Origin of the sequence: Paenibacillus sp. P46E (assembly GCF_001909095.1) — a bacterium.
GTDB lineage: Bacteria > Bacillota > Bacilli > Paenibacillales > Paenibacillaceae > Paenibacillus_AQ > Paenibacillus_AQ helianthi.
Map to the genome: position 1 here is coordinate 139,955 of NZ_LVYZ01000055.1, position 24,092 is coordinate 164,046.

Consider the following 24,092-nt stretch of genomic DNA (forward strand, 5'->3'; position numbering starts at 1 on the left):
CTACGAAGGGAAGATGTCATTATGCCGGAACTGCCGGAAATGGAGAACTACAGAAAGCTGCTTAGCCAGCATCTTATAAATGTCCCAATTACAGGTGTAACCGTAAATCGGGAGAAAACGATCAATATGGAGACCGAAGAATTCACCCAGGCGCTGATTGGGGCACGTATTGTATTTGTGGAGCGCAGAGCCAAGCATATACTGTTTCATCTTCACGATGGCCGCAGGCTGCTGCTGCATTTGATGCTGGGAGGACTTCTGTTCTACGGGACAGAGGAAGAACGGCCTGAACGCTCAACACAGGTAGAGCTTGCATTTGGGGAGCACATTCTGTATTTTATGGGACTACGGCTGGGATACTTGCATCTGCTGTCCGTTAAGGAGAGCGAAGCGGCAATGGGCAAACTGGGGCCTGAACTGCTGGACCGGCGCATGACACCGGAACGGTTCGCCGGACTTCTCAAAGGACGCCGGGGTGCGCTGAAGAGCCTAATGGTCAATCAGCAGGTTATGGCCGGCATTGGCAACTGCTACGCTGATGAAATCGCTTATGATGCCAAGCTCCTGCCAACAACACTGGTACAGAACCTGACACCGGAAACGGTGGGACGGCTGTATGAAAGTGTACGCAAGGTGCTGACGGAAGCCACTGAAATCGGCGGTTATATGGAGATGCCGTTTATGTCAGGGGATACGGTTACCGGTTCTTATAATGATCAGTGCAAAGTGTATGACCGTGAAGGCGAGCCATGTCTGCGCGGCGGGGGAACCATTGTCAAAATAGAGCTGTCCGGACGCAAGGTGTTTTATTGCCCGGACTGCCAGCATGCCGAATAAGCCCAAAATTGGGGCACATGTCAGCACTCGCGGCGGATTCGGGCGAGCAGCCCGGTTTGCCTGGGAGAGCGGTGCGGCGTGCTTTCAATATTTTCCGAAGAATCCGCGCAGTCTGCGGTTGAAGCAGCTGGACTTGATGGATGCGGAGAGCTGTGCGTCCTTTTGCCGGGATAAGGGAATGGTGTCGATCGCGCATACTCCTTATCCAACTAATCTGGCGGCCACAGCGGCATCCAGGACGACCATGGTGGAATCTCTGCTGAACGACCTGGAGATTGCCGAGGCCTGCGGTTCTCTTGGCATTGTAGTTCATTTTGGACATTTTAGCGGCATAGAGCCGTTACAGGGCTATCAAAATATTATACAATGTATAAATGATACACTGAAAAACTGGGACGGACATGCCAAGCTGCTGATTGAAAATCAGGCGGGCAATCACGGCAAAGAGGGCATGACTCTCGAAGAACTGGTCAAAATCCGTGAACTAAGCCGTTACCCGGAGAAAATCGGTTTTTGCCTGGATACCTGTCATGCATTCGCCGCCGGGATCTGGAATCCGGAGCATACGGAAGAATTTATCCAGAAGGGCACAGACCTCGGCTATTGGGAGCATCTTGTGGCGGTTCATCTTAACGATTCATTATATGCTTTCGGCTTGCAGAGGGACAGGCATGCTAATATCGGCAAGGGGTGTACCGGGGAAGATGGTTTGCGCAGTCTGATGATAGCGGAACCTTTTCGCCGGGTAGCCATTGCTCTGGAGACCGGGAAGGGACCGGATGGGACTCACCGGCAGGAGATTGCTGTAGTACGTACGTGGTATGAAGAGGAGGGGCAGCAATGATCAATCTGTTCATGGACGACTGCCGAAAAAGGCCCGGAGGCTTCACGCTGGCACGTTCCACGGAGGAATGTCTGCTGCTGCTCCGGGAATGTGAAGTTCAACTTTTATCGCTGGATTATGACATGGGGCCTGATGATTATAGCGGCAGTGAAGTAGCGAAAAGAATTGTACTGGAAAAGCTGTTCCCCCGCGAAATATATCTGCATACCTCCAGTCTGCAAGGACGCAGGGAGATGTACGAAATTCTGTACCCTGCAATTCCTGCTGATGTTGGGCTCCACAATGGTCCGCTGGATCCGTCCAGACTTCTGGAGATTGCCTCAGTGGCGGTAAGCCGATGATCGAGATGAATCAACAGGAGCTGCTGCAGGTACTCGAACGGGAGGGTGAGCCTCTCGTTGTGTTTTTGTATACTCCGCTGTGCGGAACCTGTACAGCTGCCCGCCGTATGTTGGAGGTGGCAGAGCATCTGCTGCCGCAGGAACTATTGATTGCAACGGGGAATGTGAACATGCTGCCAATACTGGTGAATTCGTACCGGATCTCCAGTGTGCCTGCTCTACTGGTTGCATCGGCTGACCGTAGCAGGGATCCGGCTATTTATTATTCAATGGGCTCAGTGGAACGGGTGCTGGACTACATAAGGAGTGTGATCTCATAATGATATCTCTACAACATCTGTCTCTACGCAGAGAGCAAAGCCTGATTCTGGATGATGTGTCGCTGGAAATGAAGCAGGGCGAAAATTGGGTGATTCTGGGCCGCAACGGCTCAGGCAAAACCACACTGCTGGAAATGATGACTGGTTATTTGTTTCCAAGCAAAGGTTCTGTCGAGGTGCTTGGCTATAAATACGGCCAGTGCGATCTGCGCGAGGTACGCAAGGAAATCGGTTATATCGGACCGTCATTGATGGAAAAGCTGTCGCTGACTGATCCCGTATGGGAGGTTGTTGCTACTGGCGCCTATGCTTATCTTCGCTTCTATCAGGATATTCCGCGTTCCGTGCATGAGCGGGCCATCCGTTTGCTGGAGGACATGAATCTCGGTGAGATGGCCAACCATCCGTTTGGAACCCTATCCCAAGGGGAACGTAAGAAGGCAATGCTGGCACGCTGCCTAATGGCTGAGCCCAAGCTTCTGATTCTGGATGAGCCCTGTGCCGGACTAGATCTGTACGAGCGTGAAAAAATGCTTGCCGAAATCGACAAGCTGAAGCAGCATAACGTATCCGTAGTATATGTTACCCATCATGTTGAGGAAATTGTGCCGCTCTTTACACATGTGGCATTGATCCGGGGCGGCAAGCTGGCCGGTTCTGGTCCCAAAGAAGAAGTATTAACGAAAGAAATGATCTTGGCCACCTACGATATTCCTGCTGATATAGAATGGGATAGCGGTCGTCCCTGGATTAAAATAAGACCTGGAGGCACAACCCTTTGAGTGATTTGATAGAAGTAACTCCCCAGCAGACTTCTGCTCCGGAAGAAAAAGTACATTCACGGTATATTTGCACCGCCAACCACGGCTTTGCTCCATATGCCCAGGAAGAGCTGCGCCGCTTGTTCGGGTCGGTGAAAAGCACGCTGCTGCTGCCGGGTGAAATATTCCTGGCCACGCTGGAAGCTGAACCAGAAGAGGTGTCGCGCAGACTGGCCAGCAGTCTGCCGATCTTTTTGCGGCACATTCAGCCTGTACAGTTCCAGGATCAGGGTGACATGACTGCGCTGGAACGGCTCGCTGTTTATCTGGGCCGCCGCAGCGAACTTGAAGGGATGAAGGTATCACTGCATGTTCGTAAGGGAAGCTCCTCCTTCTGGCCGGACAGTCCGGGAGAATTGCGTGAATGGCTTCAGGAAAGGCTGCAGGACCTCGGTGCGGAGTTCACCGTACAAGATCCGGATTGGGTTATTTCCGTGTATGCCGATGGTGAGGCACTGTATGCCGGTGTATCCAGGCCTGAGGATAACCTGTCGAGCTGGAATGGCGGTATGATCCGTTTCCGTAAAGAGGACGGGCAGATTTCAAGAGCCAAGTTCAAACTGATGGAAGCGGAAAGAGAGTTCTCGATTCCGTTCCAGAGCTTCCGGAATGCCGTGGACATTGGCGCGTCTCCAGGCGGATGGACTTCGTTTCTGCTGGAACGGGGGCTTAAGGTGACAGCCATTGACCCGGCGCTGATGCACGAGTCGCTCCGCAAGAATTCGTCACTTAAGATCCTGCGCAAAAATGCCGGAGAAGTGAAATTCTCGGACAATGAGTTTGATTTGCTGGTCTGCGATATGAGCTGGAGTCCCAAGCTGATGGCCAAGCTGGTTACAGGGCTGCTGCACAGTCTGTCACCTGGCGGCACAGCCATCGTTACTGTGAAGCTGATGCATAAGAAGCCGCTGGCGGTGATTAAGGAAATTATCGCCATGTTTGAAGGCGAACGGATGCAGATTCAGCGGGCCAAACAGCTGTTCCATAACCGTGATGAAATTACACTTTATATGATTAAGTATTAGGAAGCATAGGGTTACCCAAAGGGAAAGCATCCCGTTACCTATACAGCCGGCATTATGCCGCTGCATGTGAGGATAACGGGGGCTTTCCCTTTTTTGCATCAGAAAGAATGGAGGAGTGTATTGTGGTCTTTGAAACTAAACTCAAGGTTGGAGTGACCCTGGGAAATAGATATAGAATTGCAGGAATGCTAGGAACAGGAGGGATGAGTCATGTTTATCTGGCAGAGGATTTGCGTCTTCCGGGAAAGCGCTGGGCAGTGAAGGAGAGTATTGATAACGGGGGCACATTTGGAGATATACAGGCAGAAGCTGAACTGCTGATCTCTCTGAGTCACCCGCTGCTGCCGGGTGTGGTTGATTTTTTTCCGCCGGACCGGGAGGGTTATTGTTATTTGGTAATGGATTATATCGAGGGTATCACGTTAAGCCAATACCTTGCCGATAACCCAGGGCCGCTGCCGGCAAAAAGTATCATCCGGTATGCGCAGCAGATCCTAAAGGTTCTGGAGTATCTGCACGGACATCATCCGCCGATTGTTCACCGGGATATGAAGCCTGGAAATATTATGTTGACTGGACGGGATGAGCTGATGCTGATTGATTTTGGCATTGCTCGTAAGCATAAAAGAGACGGGAGTGAGGACACTGAAAAGCTTGGTACGGTTGGTTTTGCCGCTCCTGAACAGTATGGCGGAGGGCAAAGCGAGCCTGCCTCGGATCTGTACGGATTGGGTGCTTTGCTGCTGTATATGGCATCCGGCGGCCAGTATAGCCGTTGGCAGACGGGACTGGAGGATAAGCTACGCATCCAGTTGCCGGATGCACTGATTCCGGTGATTCGGCGGCTGCTGCGTCAGCATCCGGAAGAAAGATATTCGAGCGCGGAAGCTGTCCTTAATGTTCTAGGGCCTATTGAAGCCGAAGCGGCACATGTTGTCAGCCCGAATGATCAGCGCAGTATAACCGTCTCACTCCGTCCAAAGCAGGAAACGACTGTGGTTGCGCTCCTTGGTGTCGCTCCGGGACTGGGCACTACGCATACCTCATTGGCTGCCAGCCGCTGTCTGAGCCGGTTGGGTACTGTCGCTTGGGTGGATTTCAACCCGTTATCACCAGTCTATAACCGAATTTCTAGTATGCTGGGGACACAGGTGTCAGACCGTGAACCAGGAGAAGCCAAGACTCCAGTTATATGGAAAGGAGTACATTTCTATAATAGGCCATCCGAAGGCGAAATCAGTTTCTTGCCGGGGAGATCGTATGATTTTGTAATTCTGGATTTGGGTATAGGCGAGTATGAGGGAGCACTGGAAGAATTTACGGCTAGCGATATTCCGCTGCTCGTAGCTTCTGGTGCAGATTGGCGGCTGGAGGATACCCTGCATTGGCTGGCCCGCAGCGGACTCACTCCACTGCCGGACTGGAGGATATGTCTGCCGCTCTCTACTCAGGCCGCAGCGGATCTGCTGGGCTCCGCCCTGGGCGGAATCAAGGTACACAGCTTACCGTTTCAGCCGGACCCTTTTCAAGCTAGGGGCAAACTGTCTGAGGCTCTTGAACGTCTAATAAAAGAACCTGGGAAGAGAAGGATATTTGCGAAAAGCCTTGGAAAGTTTCAGAAAAAACAGTGGAATAACTAGTTTTTTCTTTCCATACAGCAGTTCAAAGGCAATCTCCTATATCAGTGTGGCGCTTACTTGTGCTAAAATTAATCGTTGAATGTATCGTTGGAACTAGAATGTCGCCTTATTTTTAAATATAGATAGGAGCATATGGAGAATTTATGAGTTTACTTACTGTAGAAGACGTTTCCCATAATTTTGGGGACCGGGTATTATTCAAGGATGTCTCTTTCCGCTTGCTGGATGGAGAACATGTAGGGATTGTTGGAGCGAATGGCGTAGGCAAATCGACGCTGATGAATATTTTGACCGGTAAATTACTGAAGGACAGCGGAAAAGTCGAGTGGACCCCGCGCGTCCGTTATGGCTATCTCGATCAGCACACCCTGCTAACACCAGGCAAAACCGTCCGGGATGTGCTCAAGGATGCTTTTCTGCCGCTTCTGGAGCTGGAGACAGAAATGTTGGCTATCACTGATAAAATGGGTGATGCTACTCCGGAAGAGCTGGAACAGTTGCTGGAACGGATGGGGGATATTCAGGAACAGCTGGATATCGGCGATTTCTATCTCATTGATGTAAAAGTAGAAGATATGGCGGGCGGCCTTGGTCTGTCGGTAATCGGATTGGACCGTGACGTAGCCTCTCTTAGCGGGGGGCAGCGGACCAAGGTTCTGTTGGCAAAGCTGCTACTGGAGAAACCCAATGTGCTGCTGCTGGATGAGCCTACCAATTATCTCGATGTGGAGCATATCGATTGGCTGACTAATTACCTGAAGCAATATCCGTATGCCTTCATGCTGATCTCCCATGACACAGAATTCATGAATAAAGTTGTGGATGTGGTGTATCATCTGGAGTTCTCCAAGCTGACCCGTTATACAGCCAACTATGAGAAATTCCTGGATATGGCGGATATGAACAAAGCGCAGCATATCGATGCGTATGAGAAGCAACAGGACTTCATCAAAAAGCAGGAAGATTTCATCCAGCGCAATAAAGCGCGGGCGTCCACATCGGGCCGGGCCAAGAGCCGTGAGAAGCAGCTCGGACGTCTGGAACGGATTGACCGTCCGGAAGAAGCGATGAAGCCTTCCTTCCAGTTCAAAGAGAGCCGGGCCAGCGGGAAGACGGTGTTCGAGGGTGTTGATTTTGAAATCGGATATGATCGTCCACTGCTGCCGAGCAAGCTTAATATGATGATTGAACGCGGCGAGAAGATCGCCATTGTCGGTTACAATGGTGTCGGAAAATCGACACTGCTCAAAACGATTCTTGGAGTGATCCCTACTTTCAGCGGCAAAACATATCTGGGCGATTACCTGAGTTCTGCGTATTTCCAGCAGGAGATGAAAGCAGAGAATATTACGCCGATCGATGATGTGTGGAATGAATTCTCCAGTCTCACCCAGAATGAAGTGCGCGGACATTTGGCCCGCTGCGGCCTGAAAAACGAGCATATCACCCGTCCGCTGAACATGCTGAGCGGGGGCGAACAGGCTAAAGTTCGTTTGTGCAAGCTGATGATGCGCGATAGCAACTGGATTCTGTTCGATGAACCTACGAACCACTTGGATGTTGTCGCCAAGGCAGAACTGAAGCGGGCACTGCAGGAATATAAGGGCACAATTCTGCTGGTTTCCCATGAACCGGATTTCTACGAGGATTGGGTCACCAAAATTTGGGATGTTGAGCAGTGGTCAGCGCAGACGGTCTAATATCATCTGAAGTCGGAAAAGAGCAGTACATGCTCCTTTCCGGCTTTTACATATATGGGGGGACCTTAGAATGAGCCACATGGATAAAGAACAAACTACAGCTTTCCGGGAAAGCGGGCGGGACGGCCGGTATTCGCGTCAGGTAAGATTCACCCCTTTTGGTGCAGACGGGCAGGCTGGCCTTGCCCGCTCGACGGTGCTGATTATCGGAGTAGGCGCGCTGGGAACAGGGATTGCCGAGACATTAGCCCGCTGTGGAGTAGGACGAATCATATTGGCTGACCGGGATTATGTGGAATGGAGCAATCTCCAGCGCCAGCAGCTCTATACGGAAGAGGATGCTTTGCGGCGGATGCCCAAGGCCGCAGCGGCCAAGGCGAGACTTGAGCAGATTAACTCGGAGATTACGATTGAGGCCCAGGTACTGGATGTGCGGGCCGAAGAGCTGGAGAGTCTGCTGGGTGGTGTGAATCTCATCATGGATGGAACAGATAATTTCGACACCCGCCTGATTATTAACGATATGGCTCAAAAGCACGGTATACCCTGGATTTATGGGGCTTGTGTCGGCAGTTATGGAATAACATTCACAATCCTGCCGGGTGAAACGCCATGCCTGAACTGTCTGCTGGGCGCTGTGCCGCTTGGGGGCGATACCTGCGATACGGCGGGTATTCTTCCGCAAGCCGTGCAGCTGGTTACCGCAAATGCCACAGCGGAAGCTCTAAAACTGCTGGGCGGGCGGCAGGAACAGCTCAGAGGCAAACTGCTGTCGTTTGATGTATGGCGCAATGAGCACCAGGAGATTGGCGTCAAGGCTGCCAAAAAAGACAGCTGTCCTTCATGCGGAAGCCATCCTGTTTATCTTATTTATCAGCAGCCAATACTGAGCGCAGTGATGTGCTGTGCGGCAGGGATACAGTGCAAATCAGGCCAGCGGTCCGCCAGGAGCTGAATTTGCAGGATACGGCTGCAAGGCTCTCAAAGCTTGGAAGCGGCAAGGTCGAGAGTAATGCTTACTTGGTTTCTTTTACGGAAGAGCCGTACCGGATGGTGGTTTTTGGAGATGGACGGGCTTTGATTCATGGAACCAGTGATGTCGCTGCTGCCCGCAGTTTTTATCACCGGTATTTCGGATAAAGAGGAGGCATGATGATGACAAACGGTGCAATCAGACATATGGCATTATTCACATTGAAGCATGATTCGGGTTCAGCGGAAGCGGCTGCGTTCCTGAAAGACGGAGAAGAAATCCTCAGTGCTATTCCGGTAGTTGCAAACTTTGAGGTATTGCGTCAGATTAGTGTGAAATGCGATTTCGATTATGGCTTCTCCATGGAGTTTGAGAATCAGGAGGCATACGATGCCTATAACGCACATCCGGATCATCAGCGGTTTGTGCGCGAACGCTGGGAAACCGAGGTTTTGCGTTTTCAGGAAATCGACCTCATGGAATCATAATTAACAATTCTGATGGGAAAAGGCCATTCCGGGGAATGGCCTTTTTGCTTTGCGGGAAATCTAAGGCTATTCTGCAGCGGCAATGCCGGTGCAAGGCTGACTTGATGCGGGGGATTACAGTGAATGAGACCATCGCCTGGTTTGTGTCCGGACAGACCGCTGGTGCCCTTAAGGGCATAGAAGCGGGTCGTGACAAAGAGGAACGCATGAATCTGCTACAGGCACTTCAGGATCTGGGGCTGCATACGGCAATAAGCGAAGATCTCGAGGATCTTCGCTTATTGCTGTCAAGGGAGGAGCCCGTATTGCTGATTGCTGAGCTGGATTATGCTGCAGAATGGACTGGATGGAGGCTGATATCGGATCTGAGGGATCAGGGGAAAAGAATTCCGGTGATGGTGATTTCGAATGGAGCATATGGCGAGGCGGCGGTTGCTGCTTTTAAAGCGGGTGGCAATGAATATATGGTAAAGCCTGTACATACCGGTGAGTTCATGTGCAGAGTGGATAATATTATAAGACTTACAGGCCGCCGCCGCGACCCTTCGTCTCTATTGGTGGTGGATGGCCTGATACTGGATCCCGCCCGCAGAATGGTTAGACGGGATGGAATGGATCTGAAAATGACACCTAAAGAGTTTGATCTGCTCTATTATCTGGCTGAGAATCTGGGGGAGGTTTGTCCCCGCGATGAAATCCTGCAGCAGGTATGGGGTTATCATTTTCATGCAGACACCAACGTGGTTGACGTCTATATCAGGCATATCCGGCTCAAAGTGGACAAAGGCCACAAGAATAAACTGATTCATACGGTACGTGGAACCGGATATGTAATGAGGGCGCCGGAAGGCGCGCCACATGCTGACACCATACTCTGAACAAAGCCAACCACTTTTTTGTTTGTAAGCAACCGCCGGAAAAGTCTGAAAGAGGTTATTATAGAGCTGTTACAGAACGCGGCGTGCTTTCAGATAAGTTCTTTTCCAGTTGCCGGAATTGAGGTTGGAGATGGTTACACCGGGTGAACCGTAAGTGTGAAGGATTTTACCATTCCCCATATAGACAGCTACGTGAGTTACATTTGAACCGTTAGCTCTGCTGCCGCTGGAGAAGAAAACCAAGTCTCCTGCCTTCAAATTCGCTTTGGATACAGATATTCCCACTTTGGATTGAGCTACAGAGGTACGGGGCAGGTTCACACCATATTTCCCGAAAATATATTTGGTGAATGATGAACAGTCAAAGGATCTGGTAGATGAAGTGGAGGCTCCGAAATCATAGCGTACTCCCATATATTTTTTACCTAAGTTTACAATGTTTTGACCGGTTGAAGAGGACACGGATGCGGCTGCAACGGGTGTTGTACCTGCTCCAGTTGCCATCAGTGTGCTCAGGCCAATCGTGGTGCACATGCCTACTACAATTGCTTGCTTAAACCATTGATGTTTCTTCATGTTGTAATTCCTCCCAGGTTATATCTAAATATCTATCTTCTTGCCTGTTCGTAGTATAGCAGGTTATGAATCTCCTATTTTATGGAGGAGGGAGTTCAAACCCTTGCGGGGATTGGGATGGAAGCGTTTTATTAAAATATGATTAAAAGTTACAAAAAATTAATATTTGAAGCGTAGTATAAACAAAAAAAGTCGAAAAACCCTTTTGCGGAAAGGGATTCCCGACTTTATACTTTTGAAACAATGGTTACAGAGCTGTCTCTTGAATCGTATGTACTTAGTCCTTGCTTTGAATGATCAGCAGCAGTCCGCTGTCTATTGAAACGGTTCCGATCTTCGCCGATAAAACATTGCTTACTCCAAGGGATTGTCCCAGTTTCAGTGTGGCATCAACTAAAGGGTACTGAAAGCCTTCCAGCGTAATTCCGGTCACTTCCGGGGTAAGAGGCAGCAGAGATACATAGGTATACCCTGCATCATGAATCTCAGCCTTTGAACCGGTCAAGGTGATATAGTTATGCGAATCCATTACGGAGCAGCGAACCTGGCGCTGCAGCGCTCTGGTCATCATTTGAATACTAGCAAGGGTATGATCGATCCGGGTGCCCGTTACCCCGAACAGCAGAATGGATTCCGGCTGAGTGTCCAGTGCCAGATCAAGCGCCATTTCACTGTCGGTTAAGTCCTTGTCTATGGGATCACAAGTAATGGTCTTTTTACTCCCGGCGTGAATAAATTCCAGGTCATCAGGAGTCACGGAATCAAAATCTCCAACCGAAATGTCAGGAACGATCCCGTGAGTAATCAGGAATAAAGCTCCCCGATCTGCTCCAATAACAAAATCCTCTTCATCTAATAATGACAAATAATCCGCCGACAGATCTCCACCGGCAAAAATAACAACCCGTTTGACTGGCATAGAGTACCTCCTGATTTGTGACTGCGTACTTAGTTTTTCCAGACCCAGTATAATGCAGAACGAAAAGTTGTACAAATGATCCTCCCGCGCTAAAATAAATATTGTACAACTAATATACTGTATAAGAAGTGAAGAATTGTGCTGGAGGTGAGAAGGATCGTTAAGGTGCTGTTTGTATGTCTGGGCAATATTTGCCGCTCGCCGATGGCTGAGGCTGTTCTTCGTCACAAAATCCTGGAGCGGGGGCTGACAGATCGGATTGCGGTAGATTCTGCCGGTACCGGAGATTGGCATATTGGCAAAGCGCCGCATGAAGGAACCCGGCATATTCTGGATGAACATGGAATCAGTTATGAGAATATGAAAGCGCGGCTTGTAAGCGGCAATGATTTCGATGACTTTGATTACATCCTCTGCATGGATCAGTCTAATGGCGAAAATGTGCGCAAAATTCCGGGTGGGGAAAAAGCGAACCTCCTGTTCTTCATGGACCTGCTGCCAGATGAAGAGCTGAGGGAAGTGCCAGACCCTTATTTTACAGGGAATTTCGAGCAGGTATATCAATTGATCAACGCGGGTTGTGATGTTCTGCTGGATCAGATAATAAAGGATAGGCTATAACGGAATGTTTGCGGAAAGGGTTGCAGGTTCGGCTGCCGTCCTTATAAAAAGGACAGGCACCGGAGTGCCTATCCTTTTATGAAAGCGTGATCACGCACAAAAGATACATATGTTCTTAAGATGTTCACTTTTTTGTCTTTCAAACCTGTTTTATTGGTTAAAGAAATAGAGTAGCGATTCTGGAAGCTCTTTCTGCCAGAATCCCCAGAGATGGCTGCCGTCTTTTTCCCGGTAAGAAACGGTTGCCCCACGTGACTCCAGCAGAGACCTTGTATCCCGGTTCATCTGCACAAAATCGTAGACACCGGTGTCGGTCTTGTATTCCGTTTCCTGCAGTCCCACTACCATGTTGATATCGAGCCAGGACAGATCTTCCTCCTGAGCGAGGAGATCGCGTGTCTGCGGATAGTAAGCACCGGAAAGACTTAGTACGCGACTGAACAAACCGGGATAGGACAGTGCTAGATGCAGCGATACGCTGCCGCCAAGCGAATCACCGGCGATGATTCGTTCATCTGGTGTGCGGCGGACCGGATAATTATGTTCAATGAAGGGAATAATTTCTTCGGCAAAGCATGAGAGGTACTGCTTAAACCGGCTGCCGAAGGGAGCGTACTCTTGTGTCCGGACGGCTACATTCACTTCTACCCCGACAATAATAAACGGCTCTATATCCTGCTCCAGGATCATCTGACCGGCAAGGGTGGCAATACGGCCGAAGTTGAAAAACTCCTCTCCGTCCTGGCAGTAGACTACGGGGTAGCTGAGCACCTCATTATATCCGGGAGGAAGATAGATACGCAGTTTGCGTTCTTCATTAAGATGTTCGCTCCATAAGGTTTGTTTTACAATTGTACGTTTCAGAAAAACAGGTTCGCTCATAGCTGAATCGTATCCTTTCTTGTCGGATTTTGCATTACTCTCGGGGTTGCGTTAATATTACCCAAGTGGTAAATGTGTTAAATATCATTTACTTGCCAAATATTTGTCTATCTGTTATAGGATATTTAGCATCCTGTTATACATACAAAATTTATGGAAACATAAATTTTATGCGTATTTCTTTGACGAAACAGATAAAACAGGTGTATAATAATTCTATAACAGAGGACACTGATATTCAAATTTTTTTATTGAGGTGAAGATGATGACTAAAGTTCCTTACGAAGTGTATACAGAGGATGTTGAGGCCCTTACGGTGCTTTCCCCCGATGGAGAAGTTATCAATAAGGATAAGATGCCTAAACTTACCGACGATCAGCTGAAAGAAATCATGTATCGTATGGTATTTACCCGGACCTGGGATGACCGAGCTGTCAACCTTGGCCGTCAAGGCCGTCTAGGTTTCTATGCACCGGTGTCCGGCCAGGAAGCGACAATGATCGGCAGTGAGTTCGCTCTTCAGAAAGAAGATTTTGTATGCCCGGGTTACCGTGATATTCCACAGCTGGTGTGGCACGGACTTCCATTATACCAGGCTTTCCTATATTCTCGCGGACATCAGCATGGTGGACAGATTCCTGAAGGTGTAAATGTACTTATGCCACAGATCATCATCGGTGCACAAATTCTGCATGCCACTGGTATTGCAATGGGCTTCAAACTTAAAAAACAGCAGAATGTAGCAATCACCTATACAGGTGACGGCGGTTCTTCCGAAGGCGACTTCTACGAAGGTATGAACTTTGCCGGACGTTTCAAATTGCCGGTCATCTTCTTTGTACAAAATAACGGTTATGCAATCACTACTCCGTTTGCCAAACAAACGGCAGCCAAATCAATCGCCCACAAAGCGGTTGCTGCGGGTATTCCCGGTATCAAGATCGACGGCATGGATATCTTTGCGGTTATTTCCGCGGTACAGGAAGCTGCTGAACGTGCCCGTAAAGGTGAAGGTGCTACGCTGATTGAAGCTGTAACTTACCGTTTCCGTCCGCATTCCCTGTCTGATGACGCCAGCAAATACCGTTCCAAGGAAGAAGAAGGCCAATGGAACGAGAAGGACCCGATTGCCCGTCTGGCCAAGTATTTGGAGAAGAAGGGGCTTTGGACCGAAGAGGACACGCTGCGTGTAAGAGAAGAAGCGAAAGCGACTGTAAACGAGCAGATCAAAAAGGCAGAGCAGACCGAAAAAATGACCATTCCCGGCTTGATCGACAGCATGTTCGAGGTAACTCCGAAACATCTGGAAGAACAAAAAGCCGATTTTGAATAAGGGGGATATCAGGCAATGGCACAAATGAATATGAAAGAAGCAATCCGTGACGCAATGCGCGTTGAACTGACTCGTGACCCTAATGTTCTTATCTTCGGAGAGGATGTTGGTAATGTAGGCGGCGTATTCCGTGTAACGGAAGGGCTGCAAAAGGAATTTGGCGAGGAGCGCATATTCGATACTCCGCTGGCTGAATCCGCTATCGGCGGTTTGGCTTTCGGTCTTGGGGTGCAAGGCTTCCGTCCGATTGCTGAAATCCAATTTATCGGCTTCATCTTTGAAGCACTCGATCAAATCGTCATTCAGGCTGCGCGCCTGCGCTGGCGTTCCGGGGGCAGATACAATGCTCCTGTAGTCTTCCGCACTCCATTCGGCGGCGGCGTAAAAGCAGCCGAGCTTCATACAGATTCCCTGGAAGGCCTGATTGCCCAAAGTCCGGGTATCAAGGTTGTTATTCCTTCCAATCCATACGATGCCAAGGGACTGCTGATCGCGTCTATCCGCGACAATGACCCTGTATTCTTCATGGAGCACTTGAACTTGTACCATGCCTTCCGCGCTGAAGTTCCTGAAGGTGAATATACCGTTGAACTGGGCAAAGCGAATGTCGTTCGTGAAGGTACGGATGTCTCGATTATTACTTACGGCCTGATGGTACATACTGCTACCAAAGCGGCCGATCAGCTTGAAAAAGACGGCATCAAGGCCGAAATCATCGACCTGCGTACGGTTAGCCCAATTGACATCGATACTATCGTTGCTTCGATTAAGAAGACCAATCGTGCAATTGTAGTACAAGAAGCACAGAAGAGCTCCGGCGTAGCCGCAGAGGTTATTGCTCAGATTAACGAAAAAGCTCTGCTGCATTTGGAAGCACCTGTGCTTCGTGTAGCAGGTCCAGATACTATTTTCCCGTTCGCACAAATTGAGGATTCATGGATTCCTACCCCTGCACGCGTTATTGCAGCAGTTAAGAAAGTTATGGAATTCTAAGAGGAACTGACCTTGCCGTCCTTGTAAAAGGGCGGCACCCGTGTCTGCAATATATTGAACAGCTATCAAAATTTAAGAAGTGAGTGCTATCAAAACTTTTAGGAGGTAATTAAGGTGGCAAAATTTGAGTACCGGTTCCCTGAGCTGGGCGAAGGTTTGCATGAAGGTGAAATTATCAAAATGCATATCAAAGCCGGCGATAAAGTGACCGATGACGATATCGTAATGGAAGTACAGAATGACAAGGCGGTAGTTGAAGTGCCTTGTCCGGTTAACGGTACAGTGCTTGAAGTCTTCACTAAAGATGGTCAAGTCTGCCGTGTAGGAGAAGTTGTAGCAATCATTGATGCAGAAGGCGATGTCCCTGAACAAGAAGGCGGCCATGCCGATACGCATTCCACTCAAGAAGCGGATGCAGCCAAAGGCGGAGCAGATACAACTTCCTCTCCGGCAGCGACCAGCCCTGCAACTGGCGGAACGTCCAATTTTGAATATAAGTTCCCTGAGCTTGGTGAAGGTCTGCATGAAGGTGAAATTATCAAAATGCATATCAAAGTGGGCGACAAAATTACAGACGATGATATTATCATGGAAGTTCAAAATGATAAAGCCGTCGTAGAAGTGCCTTCACCGGTCAATGGTACAGTGCTTGAAGTGTTCACCAAAGACGGACAGGTCTGCCGCGTAGGAGAAGTTGTGGCAATTATTGCTGCAGAAGGCGATGTTCCTCATGAGGAAGGCGGCCATGCTGAAGCTCCGGCTGCACAGGCAGCAACAGCTCCTGCGGCTGCACCAGCGGCGGTTCCAGCTCCTAACCGCGATGTATTAGCGACACCAAGTGTCCGCAAGTCTGCCCGCGAGCAAGGGGTTGACCTCGCCAAGGTGAATGGCTCAGGCAAAAACGGGAAAATCACGCATGAAGATGTGGAAGCTTTCCTGAAAGGCGGCTCCGCAGTACCTGCGGCAGCACCAGCAGTAGCAGCACCGTCCTCAGCAACAGCTCCGGCGGCTGCAGCACCAGCAGCCAAGGCGCCAGCAGCGGCACCAGCAGCAGCTGCTTCCGGCAACGTGAGTCTCGAAGAAGAACGTGTACCGTTCAAGGGTATCCGTAAAGCCATTGCAAATGCGATGGTTAAATCGGCATACACCGCTCCGCATGTTACGATCATGGACGAAGTGGATGTTACCGAACTGGTAGCCTTCCGTGCCCGCATGAAGCCTATTGCCGAGAAGAAAGGCGTGAAGGTTACTTACCTTCCGTTCATCGTCAAAGCACTGGTTGCCGCTTCCCGTCAATTCCCTGCGCTTAACGCAATGATTGACGAAGCGACCAATGAGATTGTCTACAAGAAATACTACAACATCGGTATTGCTACAGATACAGACAATGGTCTGATCGTTCCTGTAATTAAGGATGCTGACCGTAAGAGTATCTGGATGATTGCAAGTGCCATCACTGATCTGGCTGTCCGCGGACGTGACGGTAAACTGGCTCCTAATGAAATGAAAGGCAGCACGATCTCCATCAGTAACATCGGTTCCGCAGGCGGTATGTTCTTCACTCCGATCATCAACTTCCCTGAAGTGGCGATCCTGGGTACCGGCCGTATTACCGAGAAACCGGTCGTTAAGAACGGCGAAATTGTTGCTGCTCCTGTAATGGCGCTGTCCCTGAGCTTTGACCACCGCATCATTGATGGTGCAACAGCACAGAACTTTATGAATTACATTAAGACCCTGCTTGCAAATCCTGATATGTTAGTTATGGAGGTGTAATAAATGGTAGTCGGAGACGCTTCAATCGAAATCGACACATTGGTAATTGGTGCAGGTCCCGGCGGGTATGTGGCGGCAATTCGTGCCGCCCAGCTCGGCCAGAAGGTACTGATCGTAGATAAATCGGAGCTCGGCGGTGTCTGCTTGAACCGCGGATGTATCCCGTCCAAAGCCTTGATCTCGGCAGCCCATCAATATGAAGCTGCACAGCACGGCGAAGTTTTCGGTGTAACTGCTGAGAACGTTAAAGTAGACTGGTCCAAAACTATGGAATTCAAAAACGGTGTTGTGAAAAGAATGACCACCGGTGTTACCAGCTTGATGAAGGGCAACAAAATCGAAGTATTCAGCGGAGAAGCTATGTTCATCAACACAAACGAAGCCCGTTTGTTCAATGAACATGAATCCCCTCGCTACAAATTCAATAACTGCATCATCGCTACAGGCTCCCGTCCGATTGAGCTGAAGCCTTTCCCGTTCGGCGGACGCATTCTGTCCTCGACTGAAGCTCTGGATCTGCCTGAGATCCCTAAGAGCATGATCGTTATTGGCGGCGGCTACATCGGTGCCGAGCTTGGCCAGATGTACTCCAAATTCGGCACTAAAGTAACGATTATTGAAGGTCTGGATACGGTACTGCCAGGCTTCGATAAAGATATGACCCGTCTGGTTGCCAAAAACATGGCAAAGACAGGCATTGAGATCGTGACGAATGCCAAAGCGGAAAGTGCTGTTCAGAACGACAAGGAAGTAACTGTAAAATACTCTGTGGGCGGCGAGTCCAAGGAGATTACAGCGGATTACCTGCTAGTTACTGTAGGACGCCGTCCAAACACAGATGGCGAACTAGGGCTTGATCTGATCGGCGTAGAGCTTGACGAACGGGGTCTGATCAAAGTCGACCACCAAGGCCGCACTAATATCCCTAACATCTATGCTATCGGCGATATCGTTCCAGGCTTGGCCTTGGCACACAAAGCTTCTTACGAAGGCAAGATCGCTGCTGAAGCCATCTCCGGTCACAAATCCGTTGTTGACTACAAAGTCATTCCGGCGGTTGTTTTCACTGATCCTGAGTGCTCCAGCGTAGGTCTGACTGAGAAAGAAGCTAAAGATAAGGGCTTCAAAGTAAAAGCGGGTAAATTCCCGTTCGCAGGCAATGGCCGTGCGGTTTCCTTGAACGCTCCCGAAGGCTTCATCAAGATTGTGGCTAACAGTGAGAACAACCTGGTACTCGGCGCACAAATCGTTGGTATTGAAGCATCCAACCTGATTGCTGAGCTGGGACTGGCGATTGAAATGGGCGCAACGCTCGAAGACATCGCACTCACCATCCATGCGCATCCAACCCTTGGCGAAATCGTCATGGAAGCTGCTGAACTGGTTGAGGGACACCCGATTCACGTTGTGAAATAATATAACTTAACGCTTGTAACTTAAGCGATGGAAGAGGATGCTCTACAGAGCCGTTGACGGTTGCTGGGAGCATCCTCTTTTCATACTGCTCACAGTAATTATTAAACTGTCTGATTAGCTCGTTCACATTACCTGATGCATACGAAGGAATCTTTGGATACATTGCGGCGGTTGGTCAAGGGAATTAATGGCAGGCAGGAGATTAACACAGAGTACATAGAGCATGAAGAATGGTTCAGGGACCTCCGTGCCGAATAATCGTTAATGTAGCCGAAAACTAAAGATGCAGGAGCTCGGCGGGGGAGCGAGCCGCTTAAATATCCACTATTTACATGAAGAGGAAAAACCATAGAGTGAAGCAGTCCAACCTGTGATGGAAATTACTTTTTCTGCGTCTTAACAAGTTACAAGGATGGTAAGGTCATGTTAAAATGATTAAAGAAAAATAGTGGAGAGGGGTGCTGAACAATTGCGTAAATATTTGGATTTACTTCAGGATATCTTGGACCACGGCGCCTCCAAAAGCGACCGGACCGGGACTGGCACTATATCGGTTTTTGGACGGCAGCTCCGGTTTGATCTGGCTGAAGGATTTCCGCTGGTTACCACCAAACGTATCCACCTGAAATCGGTAGTGCATGAGCTGCTGTGGTTTCTGAAGGGTGATACCAACACTTCCTATTTGAAGGAGCATGGAGTCTCTATCTGGGATGAATGGGCTGATGAAAATGGTGAGCTTGGACCTGTATATGGTTCGCAATGGCGGGCCTGGGAGAGTGCGGATGGGCGCCATATTGATCAGATTTCAGCTGTTATAGAATCTATTAAGAATAACCCTGATTCCCGCCGTCATATTGTCAGTGCGTGGAATGTGGGGGAGATTGAGCAGATGAAGCTGCCGCCTTGCCATTTTGTATTTCAGTTTTACGTGGCGGATGGCAAGCTGTCCTGCATGCTGACTATGCGTTCTGTTGATACCTTTTTGGGATTACCCTTCAATATAGCCAGTTACGCGCTGCTGACACATATGGTTGCCCAGCAGACAGGGCTTGAGGTAGGGGAGTTCGTCTGGTCCGGGGGAGATGTGCACATTTATACAAATCATCTGGAACAGGTAGCCACACAGTTGGCCAGAGAGCCGTTTCTACTTCCTAAGCTGGTGATCAAAAGAAAACCAGAGAGTATTTTTGATTATACCTTCGAAGATTTCGAGTTTGCCGATTATGTCTATCATCCGGGAATCAAAGCACCGGTTGCAATATAATCCTTAAGTGATGGGAATATTTTTAATTGCAGGGGAGGATTTTTGTGAGCATTAGCATGATTTGGGCCATGGCTGCCAACCATGTGATTGGCAAGGATAATGACATGCCCTGGCATTTGCCGCGGGACTTTGATTATTTCAAGTCGCAGACCCTTGGCAAGAGAATGCTGATGGGGCGCAAAACCTGGGATTCGCTTGGCGGCAAACCGCTAAAAGGCAGAACTAGTGTTGTTCTCACACGTGATCACAGCTTTGCTCCTATGGGTGCTGAAGTCGTACATTCGCTGGAGGAAGCTGTAGCTGAAGGGCACAAGGACGATGAACTGATGGTTATAGGCGGTGCGGAAATTTATAAAATGATGCTCCCTTTTGCCGACAAGCTGATGGTAACCCGGATCGAGGAGGACATTGAAGGGGATACAAAGTTTCCGGATGTGGACTGGAGTGAGTGGAGAGAGATCTCCAGTATTCAGGGAATTCGGGATGAAAAGAATCCGTATGATTACCGATTTTTCATTTACGAGCGATCGGTTTGAGGATAAAGCGTTTTCTCTGACACAACATGTGAAATAGTACAAATAATCAGCAGATTAGTCCATTACAGTGTGAAAGTATTGGATGCTACTATAATTATTAAAATTACAAATGCCAAAGGTTTAAGTATTATAGAATGTGCAGGTACTTCATTGCGCTGAAAAACATATGGATGCCGCAATATGCTACAATGTACTATACATCAACACGAAGAGATCGGATGGGGGAATCGTAAATATGTCTACACCTACTGGATTTATGGAGTATAAGCGCCAGCTCCCAGGTGATCGTGATCCTGAGCAGCGCGTAAAGGACTGGGAAGAGTTCCATCATCACCTAACCGAGGACGAGCTTCGGACACAGGGTGCGCGTTGTATGGATTGCGGAACTCCATACTGCCATACCGGCATTGATATGAGCGGCGGCACTTCGGGTTGTCCGGTTCATAATCTTATACCAGAATGGAACAATCTGGTATACCGTGGCTTGTGGAAGGAAGCACTGGAGCGGCTGCACAAAACAAACAATTTCCCTGAATTCACAGGCAGTATCTGTCCTGCACCTTGCGAAGGCTCCTGTACTGTTGGATTGATTGGACAACCGGTTACAATCAAGACAATAGAGCTGGCGATTATCGATAAAGGCTTTGAGGAAGGCTGGGTTGTACCAAATCCGCCAGAGAAGCGTACAGGCAAAACAGTGGCTATCGTGGGCTCCGGCCCAGCTGGTCTAGCGGCTGCGGCGCAACTGAACAAAGCCGGGCATACGGTAACGGTTTTTGAGCGCAGTAACCGTATTGGAGGATTGCTGACCTACGGCATTCCAACAATGAAACTCGACAAACGAGTAGTTCAGCGCCGCGTGGATTTGCTGGCTGCTGAGGGTGTGAAGTTTGTGGTGAGCACAGAGATCGGCAAGGATATTCCTGCCCAGCAGCTGGTTGATGAATATGATGCAGTCGTTTTGTGTGGCGGTGCAACCAAAGCCCGCCGTTTCAATGTCGAAGGCGCTGAGCTGAAGGGCGTTATGTACGCGATGGATTATCTGAACGGAACGATCAAAAGCTATCTCAATTCCAACCTGGAAGATGGAAACTTTGTATCTGCCGAGGGCAAAGATGTAATTGTGCTTGGAGGTGGAGATACCGGTTCTGACTGTGTGGCCACGTCTCTGCGTCATGGCTGCAGCAGCATCACGCAATTCGGTACGCATGACAAGGCTCCGCTTGAACGTGATCCGATCGCCAATCCTTGGCCGCAATTCCCGAATGTCTATACACTGGATTATGCACAGCAGGAAGCCAAAGCATTATTCGGAGATGATCCGCGCGAATTCTCCATCATGACTACCAAGTTCGTTGGTGACGAAGAAGGGAACCTGAAGGAACTTCATACGGTGCAAATCCGGCGTATGGTCGATGAGACTGGCCGCAAGATCTATCAGCCGGTTCCTGGAACAGAGGCTGTATACCCAGCTCAGCTCGCGCTGATCGCTATTGGATTCGACGGGCCGGAACAGGATGTTATTGAGGAACTGAAGCTGGATACGGACCGCCGCAGCAACGTGAAGGCCCGTTATGGCAAGTTCAACACTAATGTGGATAAAGTGTTCGCTGCCGGGGATATGCGCCGTGGACAAAGCCTTGTGGTATGGGCAATCAATGAAGGGCGCGAAGCCGCTCGTGAAGTAGATAAATATTTGATGGGCTCGACAGTTCTAGTGTAAGCTGACATAGAAGCCAAATAAAAGCCGTCTCTTCCGCATCGTGCGGGAGAGACGGCTTTTAATGTACATTCATAACCGGAAGCAATATTCGAGATTATCTAAAATAGCTTGTTGAGGAGAGACGTAAGTCTACTCCTCTAGCTTGAAATGTTCGATCTTCTGCTGCAGGTCAGCTGCCATCTTGGATAGCTCAGTGGAGGAGGCGGAAATCTCATCCATGGAGGCCAGTTGCTGCTCCGTAGCCGCTGTAACGTTCTGAAAGGCATCGGACGTTGAACGTGCAATATTGGAAATTTCCTGAACGGAGGCTGCAACTTCCTGCGCACCGGCCGACATTTGTTCGGTGATGGCGGAAATATCATGGATCTGCCCATTGATTTTGGCTGTAGACTGTTCAATGCTATGGAATGCTTCTTTGGCTTCAACAGTAACTTTAATGCCAAGCTCGACATCGGCTGCGACGGTGTGATGAATAGCTTCATATGTGCGGTCAATGAGTGCGGTCATCTGTTCTATTGTTTCCTGAATGTTGTCAGCAGTAGTCTTGGATTGGTCTGCCAGCTTCCGTACTTCTGAAGCCACAACTGCGAAGCCCCTGCCGTGTTCGCCTGCCCGGGCAGCTTCGATGCCTGCATTCAGTGAGAGCAGATTAGTCTGGACTGCAATTGTGGAGATGGCGCTGCTCATCGCCGAAACTTGACTGTTCAATCCGTTTAACTGACCAATCAGCTCAGAGGCTTGGTGAGTAGAATGGCTGATGGCGTCCATTTGCAAGGTCATCTGTTCGATTGTGCGGCTGCCTGTCGATACATCGGCTTCGGTGTCAGCGGAGGAATCTACAATGGTGGCGGCAGCCTCGGCAATTTTTTGAATGCCGGAAGACATCTCTTCCATGGCCCGGGCCGTTTCAGCCATCGCTGCTGTTTGGGTCTCTGCTCCAGTCGATGAATCTTGTACCAGTTCAGCAACATATCCGGTTGCTTTGGAATTCTCTTCTGTAGTGGCCGTCAATTGTTGGCTGGACGAAGCGAGCAAACCGGAGGTATCTGAGATATCGACAACGATGCTGCGGAGTGAGCCAACCATCAGATTATAGTTTTGGGCCAGCTGCCCGATCTCATCCGAACGGTTAATCTGAATTTGCTCATTCAGGTAACCCTCGCTGACCCGCCGGGCAGAACGGTTAAGGCTAAGAATTGGGCGGGTGATGGCGCGGATAATAAAGTACATCAACGCTATAGCAATAAGCAGTGCGGCTCCCAGGACCAGAAGTCCGTTATAAAGAATGGGCAATGAAGCGTCGGAGAATTCCTGGGTGGAAAGTACACCGATAATTTTGAATCCTGTAGCTTTGTCGGTGGTATAGTATCCGCGCATTACCAGACCTGTATCCGGGCTGGTATAGGATATAGGTCCGCTGTCCTTGTCGAGTAGTTTGACTACATCGGGAGCAACGTCTTCACCGGCTGCTTTGACGGGATGGGAGACAAACTTGTGATTGCCGTCCACTATGAAAATATAGCCGTCTTTCCCTAGTTTAATTTTGTTAATCATTTCACTCATATGCTTGAGGCTCAGACTGCTTGTGACTGCGCCTTTGCCATCCTTAAGTGTTTCGGAGATATAGAGATTGTAATTACCTGATGTAGCGGATATGAAAGGATTAATGATGGTAACCTTGCCGGTATTCTTCATAGCAGCCTTGTACCAATCTCTGGCCCGGGGGTCATAGTCCTTTTTACCGCCATTGGGAGATTTCATCCAGGCACCGTTCTCATTTCCGAGGATTAGGATTTCGAGTTCAGGATGTTCTTTCATGAATAAATCCATCAGCGCACGGGCCTCCGGCGTTTTGGCATCGATGTTACTGGATGCGAATTGCTGGCTGAGCTGCTGGACATTTCTTGTTGCAGCAGTAACGGTTTCATTAATGGTTCCTTGCAGCATCTCTACACTGTCGCGGGTTGAATCCTGCATTTTAATTTCCAAATGTTTCTTTGAGCTGGAATACGAGAAGTAGCTTACAAGTAGAATGGGGATAACCAACATTAAGGTGAATATTAGCATTAACCGTTTCTGCAATGATCTGGATGAGATTTTTTGGACAAGTAGTTGAATAAGCTTCATATGGTTGGCTCCCCCGTGGATACGCAAAATGATCAGTTGATCTTTGCGCAACCGTTCTT

22 protein-coding genes and 1 pseudogene are annotated in these 24,092 nt (G+C 49.3%); 19 read left to right on the forward strand and 4 right to left on the reverse strand.

Features of this window, described 5'->3' with window-relative positions; translation table 11 throughout:
• Positions 1-21: 21 nt before the first annotated feature.
• The 11 genes and pseudogenes from A3849_RS21185 (at position 22) to A3849_RS21235 (ending at position 9,867) form a co-directional block, all read left to right on the forward strand.
• Positions 22-837: an Fpg/Nei family DNA glycosylase gene (locus tag A3849_RS21185; RefSeq protein WP_074113204.1), complete on the forward strand. Its 816-nt coding sequence runs from the start codon at positions 22-24 to the stop codon at positions 835-837.
• On the forward strand, positions 827-1,681 hold the full coding sequence (locus A3849_RS21190) for a deoxyribonuclease IV (RefSeq protein WP_074113205.1): 855 nt from the start codon (positions 827-829) through the stop codon (positions 1,679-1,681). The genes A3849_RS21185 and A3849_RS21190 overlap by 11 nt, the downstream gene beginning before the upstream one ends.
• Complete coding sequence (locus A3849_RS21195; protein ID WP_074113206.1) at positions 1,678-2,022, forward strand: cyclic-phosphate processing receiver domain-containing protein; 345 nt, start codon at positions 1,678-1,680, stop codon at positions 2,020-2,022. The genes A3849_RS21190 and A3849_RS21195 overlap by 4 nt, the downstream gene beginning before the upstream one ends.
• Positions 2,019-2,342, forward strand: a complete 324-nt coding sequence (locus tag A3849_RS21200) for a thioredoxin family protein (protein WP_074113207.1) — start codon at positions 2,019-2,021, stop codon at positions 2,340-2,342. Before A3849_RS21195 ends, A3849_RS21200 begins: the two co-directional genes overlap by 4 nt.
• A complete protein-coding gene (locus A3849_RS21205; RefSeq protein ID WP_074084546.1) occupies positions 2,342-3,124 on the forward strand; it encodes an ABC transporter ATP-binding protein in 783 nt (260 codons plus the stop codon). Before A3849_RS21200 ends, A3849_RS21205 begins: the two co-directional genes overlap by 1 nt.
• A complete protein-coding gene (locus A3849_RS21210) occupies positions 3,121-4,188 on the forward strand; it encodes an SAM-dependent methyltransferase (protein WP_074113208.1) in 1,068 nt (355 codons plus the stop codon). The genes A3849_RS21205 and A3849_RS21210 overlap by 4 nt, the downstream gene beginning before the upstream one ends.
• Positions 4,189-4,295: 107 nt before the next feature.
• Positions 4,296-5,828, forward strand: a complete 1,533-nt coding sequence (locus tag A3849_RS21215) for a serine/threonine-protein kinase (protein WP_083613611.1) — start codon at positions 4,296-4,298, stop codon at positions 5,826-5,828.
• Between the two features lie 143 nt (positions 5,829-5,971).
• Entirely contained in the window at positions 5,972-7,528 is a 1,557-nt protein-coding gene (locus tag A3849_RS21220) for an ABC-F family ATP-binding cassette domain-containing protein (protein ID WP_074113209.1), read from the forward strand.
• A 79-nt stretch (positions 7,529-7,607) separates the two neighbouring features.
• Positions 7,608-8,668 (forward strand): annotated as a pseudogene (locus A3849_RS21225) (ThiF family adenylyltransferase).
• 15 nt (positions 8,669-8,683) lie between these two features.
• On the forward strand, positions 8,684-8,989 hold the full coding sequence (locus A3849_RS21230) for a Dabb family protein (RefSeq protein WP_074113210.1): 306 nt from the start codon (positions 8,684-8,686) through the stop codon (positions 8,987-8,989).
• 119 nt (positions 8,990-9,108) lie between these two features.
• Positions 9,109-9,867, forward strand: a complete 759-nt coding sequence (locus A3849_RS21235) for a winged helix-turn-helix domain-containing protein (protein ID WP_218619252.1) — start codon at positions 9,109-9,111, stop codon at positions 9,865-9,867.
• Positions 9,868-9,936: 69 nt separating this feature from the next.
• On the opposite strand, the gene A3849_RS21240 is transcribed toward A3849_RS21235, so the two are convergent.
• Both A3849_RS21240 and A3849_RS21245 read right to left on the reverse strand, forming a co-directional pair.
• The gene (locus A3849_RS21240; protein ID WP_074113212.1) at positions 9,937-10,443 is read right to left on the reverse strand and encodes a C40 family peptidase; all 507 of its coding nucleotides are present in this window, start codon (positions 10,441-10,443) and stop codon (positions 9,937-9,939) included.
• Positions 10,444-10,720: 277 nt separating this feature from the next.
• Positions 10,721-11,362, reverse strand: a complete 642-nt coding sequence (locus A3849_RS21245) for a thiamine diphosphokinase (protein ID WP_074113213.1) — start codon at positions 11,360-11,362, stop codon at positions 10,721-10,723.
• Between the two features lie 156 nt (positions 11,363-11,518).
• Here A3849_RS21245 and A3849_RS21250 point away from each other — a divergent pair, with 156 nt between their 5' ends.
• A complete protein-coding gene (locus A3849_RS21250; RefSeq protein WP_074113273.1) occupies positions 11,519-11,983 on the forward strand; it encodes a low molecular weight protein-tyrosine-phosphatase in 465 nt (154 codons plus the stop codon).
• Between the two features lie 150 nt (positions 11,984-12,133).
• Here A3849_RS21250 and A3849_RS21255 read toward each other — a convergent pair whose 3' ends face one another.
• Entirely contained in the window at positions 12,134-12,865 is a 732-nt protein-coding gene (locus A3849_RS21255; RefSeq protein WP_074113214.1) for an alpha/beta hydrolase, read from the reverse strand.
• 265 nt (positions 12,866-13,130) lie between these two features.
• On the opposite strand from A3849_RS21255, the gene pdhA reads away from it, so the two are divergent.
• The 7 genes from pdhA (at position 13,131) to A3849_RS21290 (ending at position 21,906) form a co-directional block, all read left to right on the forward strand.
• Positions 13,131-14,198 carry a pyruvate dehydrogenase (acetyl-transferring) E1 component subunit alpha gene (gene pdhA, locus A3849_RS21260; RefSeq protein WP_074113215.1) on the forward strand — a complete coding sequence of 356 codons (1,068 nt, stop codon included), beginning with the start codon at positions 13,131-13,133 and terminating at the stop codon, positions 14,196-14,198.
• 15 nt (positions 14,199-14,213) lie between these two features.
• On the forward strand, positions 14,214-15,191 hold the full coding sequence (locus A3849_RS21265) for an alpha-ketoacid dehydrogenase subunit beta (RefSeq protein WP_074084536.1): 978 nt from the start codon (positions 14,214-14,216) through the stop codon (positions 15,189-15,191).
• 114 nt (positions 15,192-15,305) lie between these two features.
• Positions 15,306-16,967: a 2-oxo acid dehydrogenase subunit E2 gene (locus A3849_RS21270; RefSeq protein WP_074113216.1), complete on the forward strand. Its 1,662-nt coding sequence runs from the start codon at positions 15,306-15,308 to the stop codon at positions 16,965-16,967.
• A 3-nt stretch (positions 16,968-16,970) separates the two neighbouring features.
• Positions 16,971-18,383: a dihydrolipoyl dehydrogenase gene (gene lpdA, locus A3849_RS21275; RefSeq protein WP_074113217.1), complete on the forward strand. Its 1,413-nt coding sequence runs from the start codon at positions 16,971-16,973 to the stop codon at positions 18,381-18,383.
• A 469-nt stretch (positions 18,384-18,852) separates the two neighbouring features.
• Positions 18,853-19,647, forward strand: coding sequence for a thymidylate synthase (gene thyA, locus A3849_RS21280; protein WP_074113218.1), 795 nt, complete (start codon positions 18,853-18,855; stop codon positions 19,645-19,647).
• Between the two features lie 44 nt (positions 19,648-19,691).
• Positions 19,692-20,183: a dihydrofolate reductase gene (locus tag A3849_RS21285; protein ID WP_074113219.1), complete on the forward strand. Its 492-nt coding sequence runs from the start codon at positions 19,692-19,694 to the stop codon at positions 20,181-20,183.
• Between the two features lie 235 nt (positions 20,184-20,418).
• Positions 20,419-21,906 (forward strand): glutamate synthase subunit beta, encoded by a 1,488-nt coding sequence (locus A3849_RS21290; RefSeq protein WP_074113220.1) that lies wholly within the window; start codon positions 20,419-20,421, stop codon positions 21,904-21,906.
• Between the two features lie 129 nt (positions 21,907-22,035).
• Here A3849_RS21290 and A3849_RS21295 read toward each other — a convergent pair whose 3' ends face one another.
• On the reverse strand, positions 22,036-23,883 hold the full coding sequence (locus A3849_RS21295; RefSeq protein ID WP_256700845.1) for a methyl-accepting chemotaxis protein: 1,848 nt from the start codon (positions 23,881-23,883) through the stop codon (positions 22,036-22,038).
• Between the last annotated feature and the right edge of the window lie 209 nt (positions 23,884-24,092).

Bases quoted from the DNA above. Each gene is read 5' to 3' on its own strand.
- A3849_RS21255 (WP_074113214.1), bottom strand. From the start codon at position 12,865: ATGAGCGAACCTGTTTTTCTGAAACGTACAATTGTAAAACAAACCTTA.
- A3849_RS21240 (WP_074113212.1), bottom strand. From the start codon at position 10,443: ATGAAGAAACATCAATGGTTTAAGCAAGCAATTGTAGTAGGCATGTGC.
- A3849_RS21190 (WP_074113205.1), top strand. From the start codon at position 827: ATGCCGAATAAGCCCAAAATTGGGGCACATGTCAGCACTCGCGGCGGA.
- A3849_RS21195 (WP_074113206.1), top strand. From the start codon at position 1,678: ATGATCAATCTGTTCATGGACGACTGCCGAAAAAGGCCCGGAGGCTTC.
- A3849_RS21200 (WP_074113207.1), top strand. From the start codon at position 2,019: ATGATCGAGATGAATCAACAGGAGCTGCTGCAGGTACTCGAACGGGAG.
- pdhA (WP_074113215.1), top strand. From the start codon at position 13,131: ATGACTAAAGTTCCTTACGAAGTGTATACAGAGGATGTTGAGGCCCTT.
- A3849_RS21230 (WP_074113210.1), top strand. From the start codon at position 8,684: ATGACAAACGGTGCAATCAGACATATGGCATTATTCACATTGAAGCAT.
- A3849_RS21245 (WP_074113213.1), bottom strand. From the start codon at position 11,362: ATGCCAGTCAAACGGGTTGTTATTTTTGCCGGTGGAGATCTGTCGGCG.
- lpdA (WP_074113217.1), top strand. From the start codon at position 16,971: ATGGTAGTCGGAGACGCTTCAATCGAAATCGACACATTGGTAATTGGT.
- A3849_RS21220 (WP_074113209.1), top strand. From the start codon at position 5,972: ATGAGTTTACTTACTGTAGAAGACGTTTCCCATAATTTTGGGGACCGG.
- A3849_RS21215 (WP_083613611.1), top strand. From the start codon at position 4,296: ATGGAGGAGTGTATTGTGGTCTTTGAAACTAAACTCAAGGTTGGAGTG.
- A3849_RS21185 (WP_074113204.1), top strand. From the start codon at position 22: ATGCCGGAACTGCCGGAAATGGAGAACTACAGAAAGCTGCTTAGCCAG.
- A3849_RS21295 (WP_256700845.1), bottom strand. From the start codon at position 23,883: ATGCAGGATTCAACCCGCGACAGTGTAGAGATGCTGCAAGGAACCATT.
- A3849_RS21290 (WP_074113220.1), top strand. From the start codon at position 20,419: ATGTCTACACCTACTGGATTTATGGAGTATAAGCGCCAGCTCCCAGGT.
- A3849_RS21205 (WP_074084546.1), top strand. From the start codon at position 2,342: ATGATATCTCTACAACATCTGTCTCTACGCAGAGAGCAAAGCCTGATT.
- A3849_RS21265 (WP_074084536.1), top strand. From the start codon at position 14,214: ATGGCACAAATGAATATGAAAGAAGCAATCCGTGACGCAATGCGCGTT.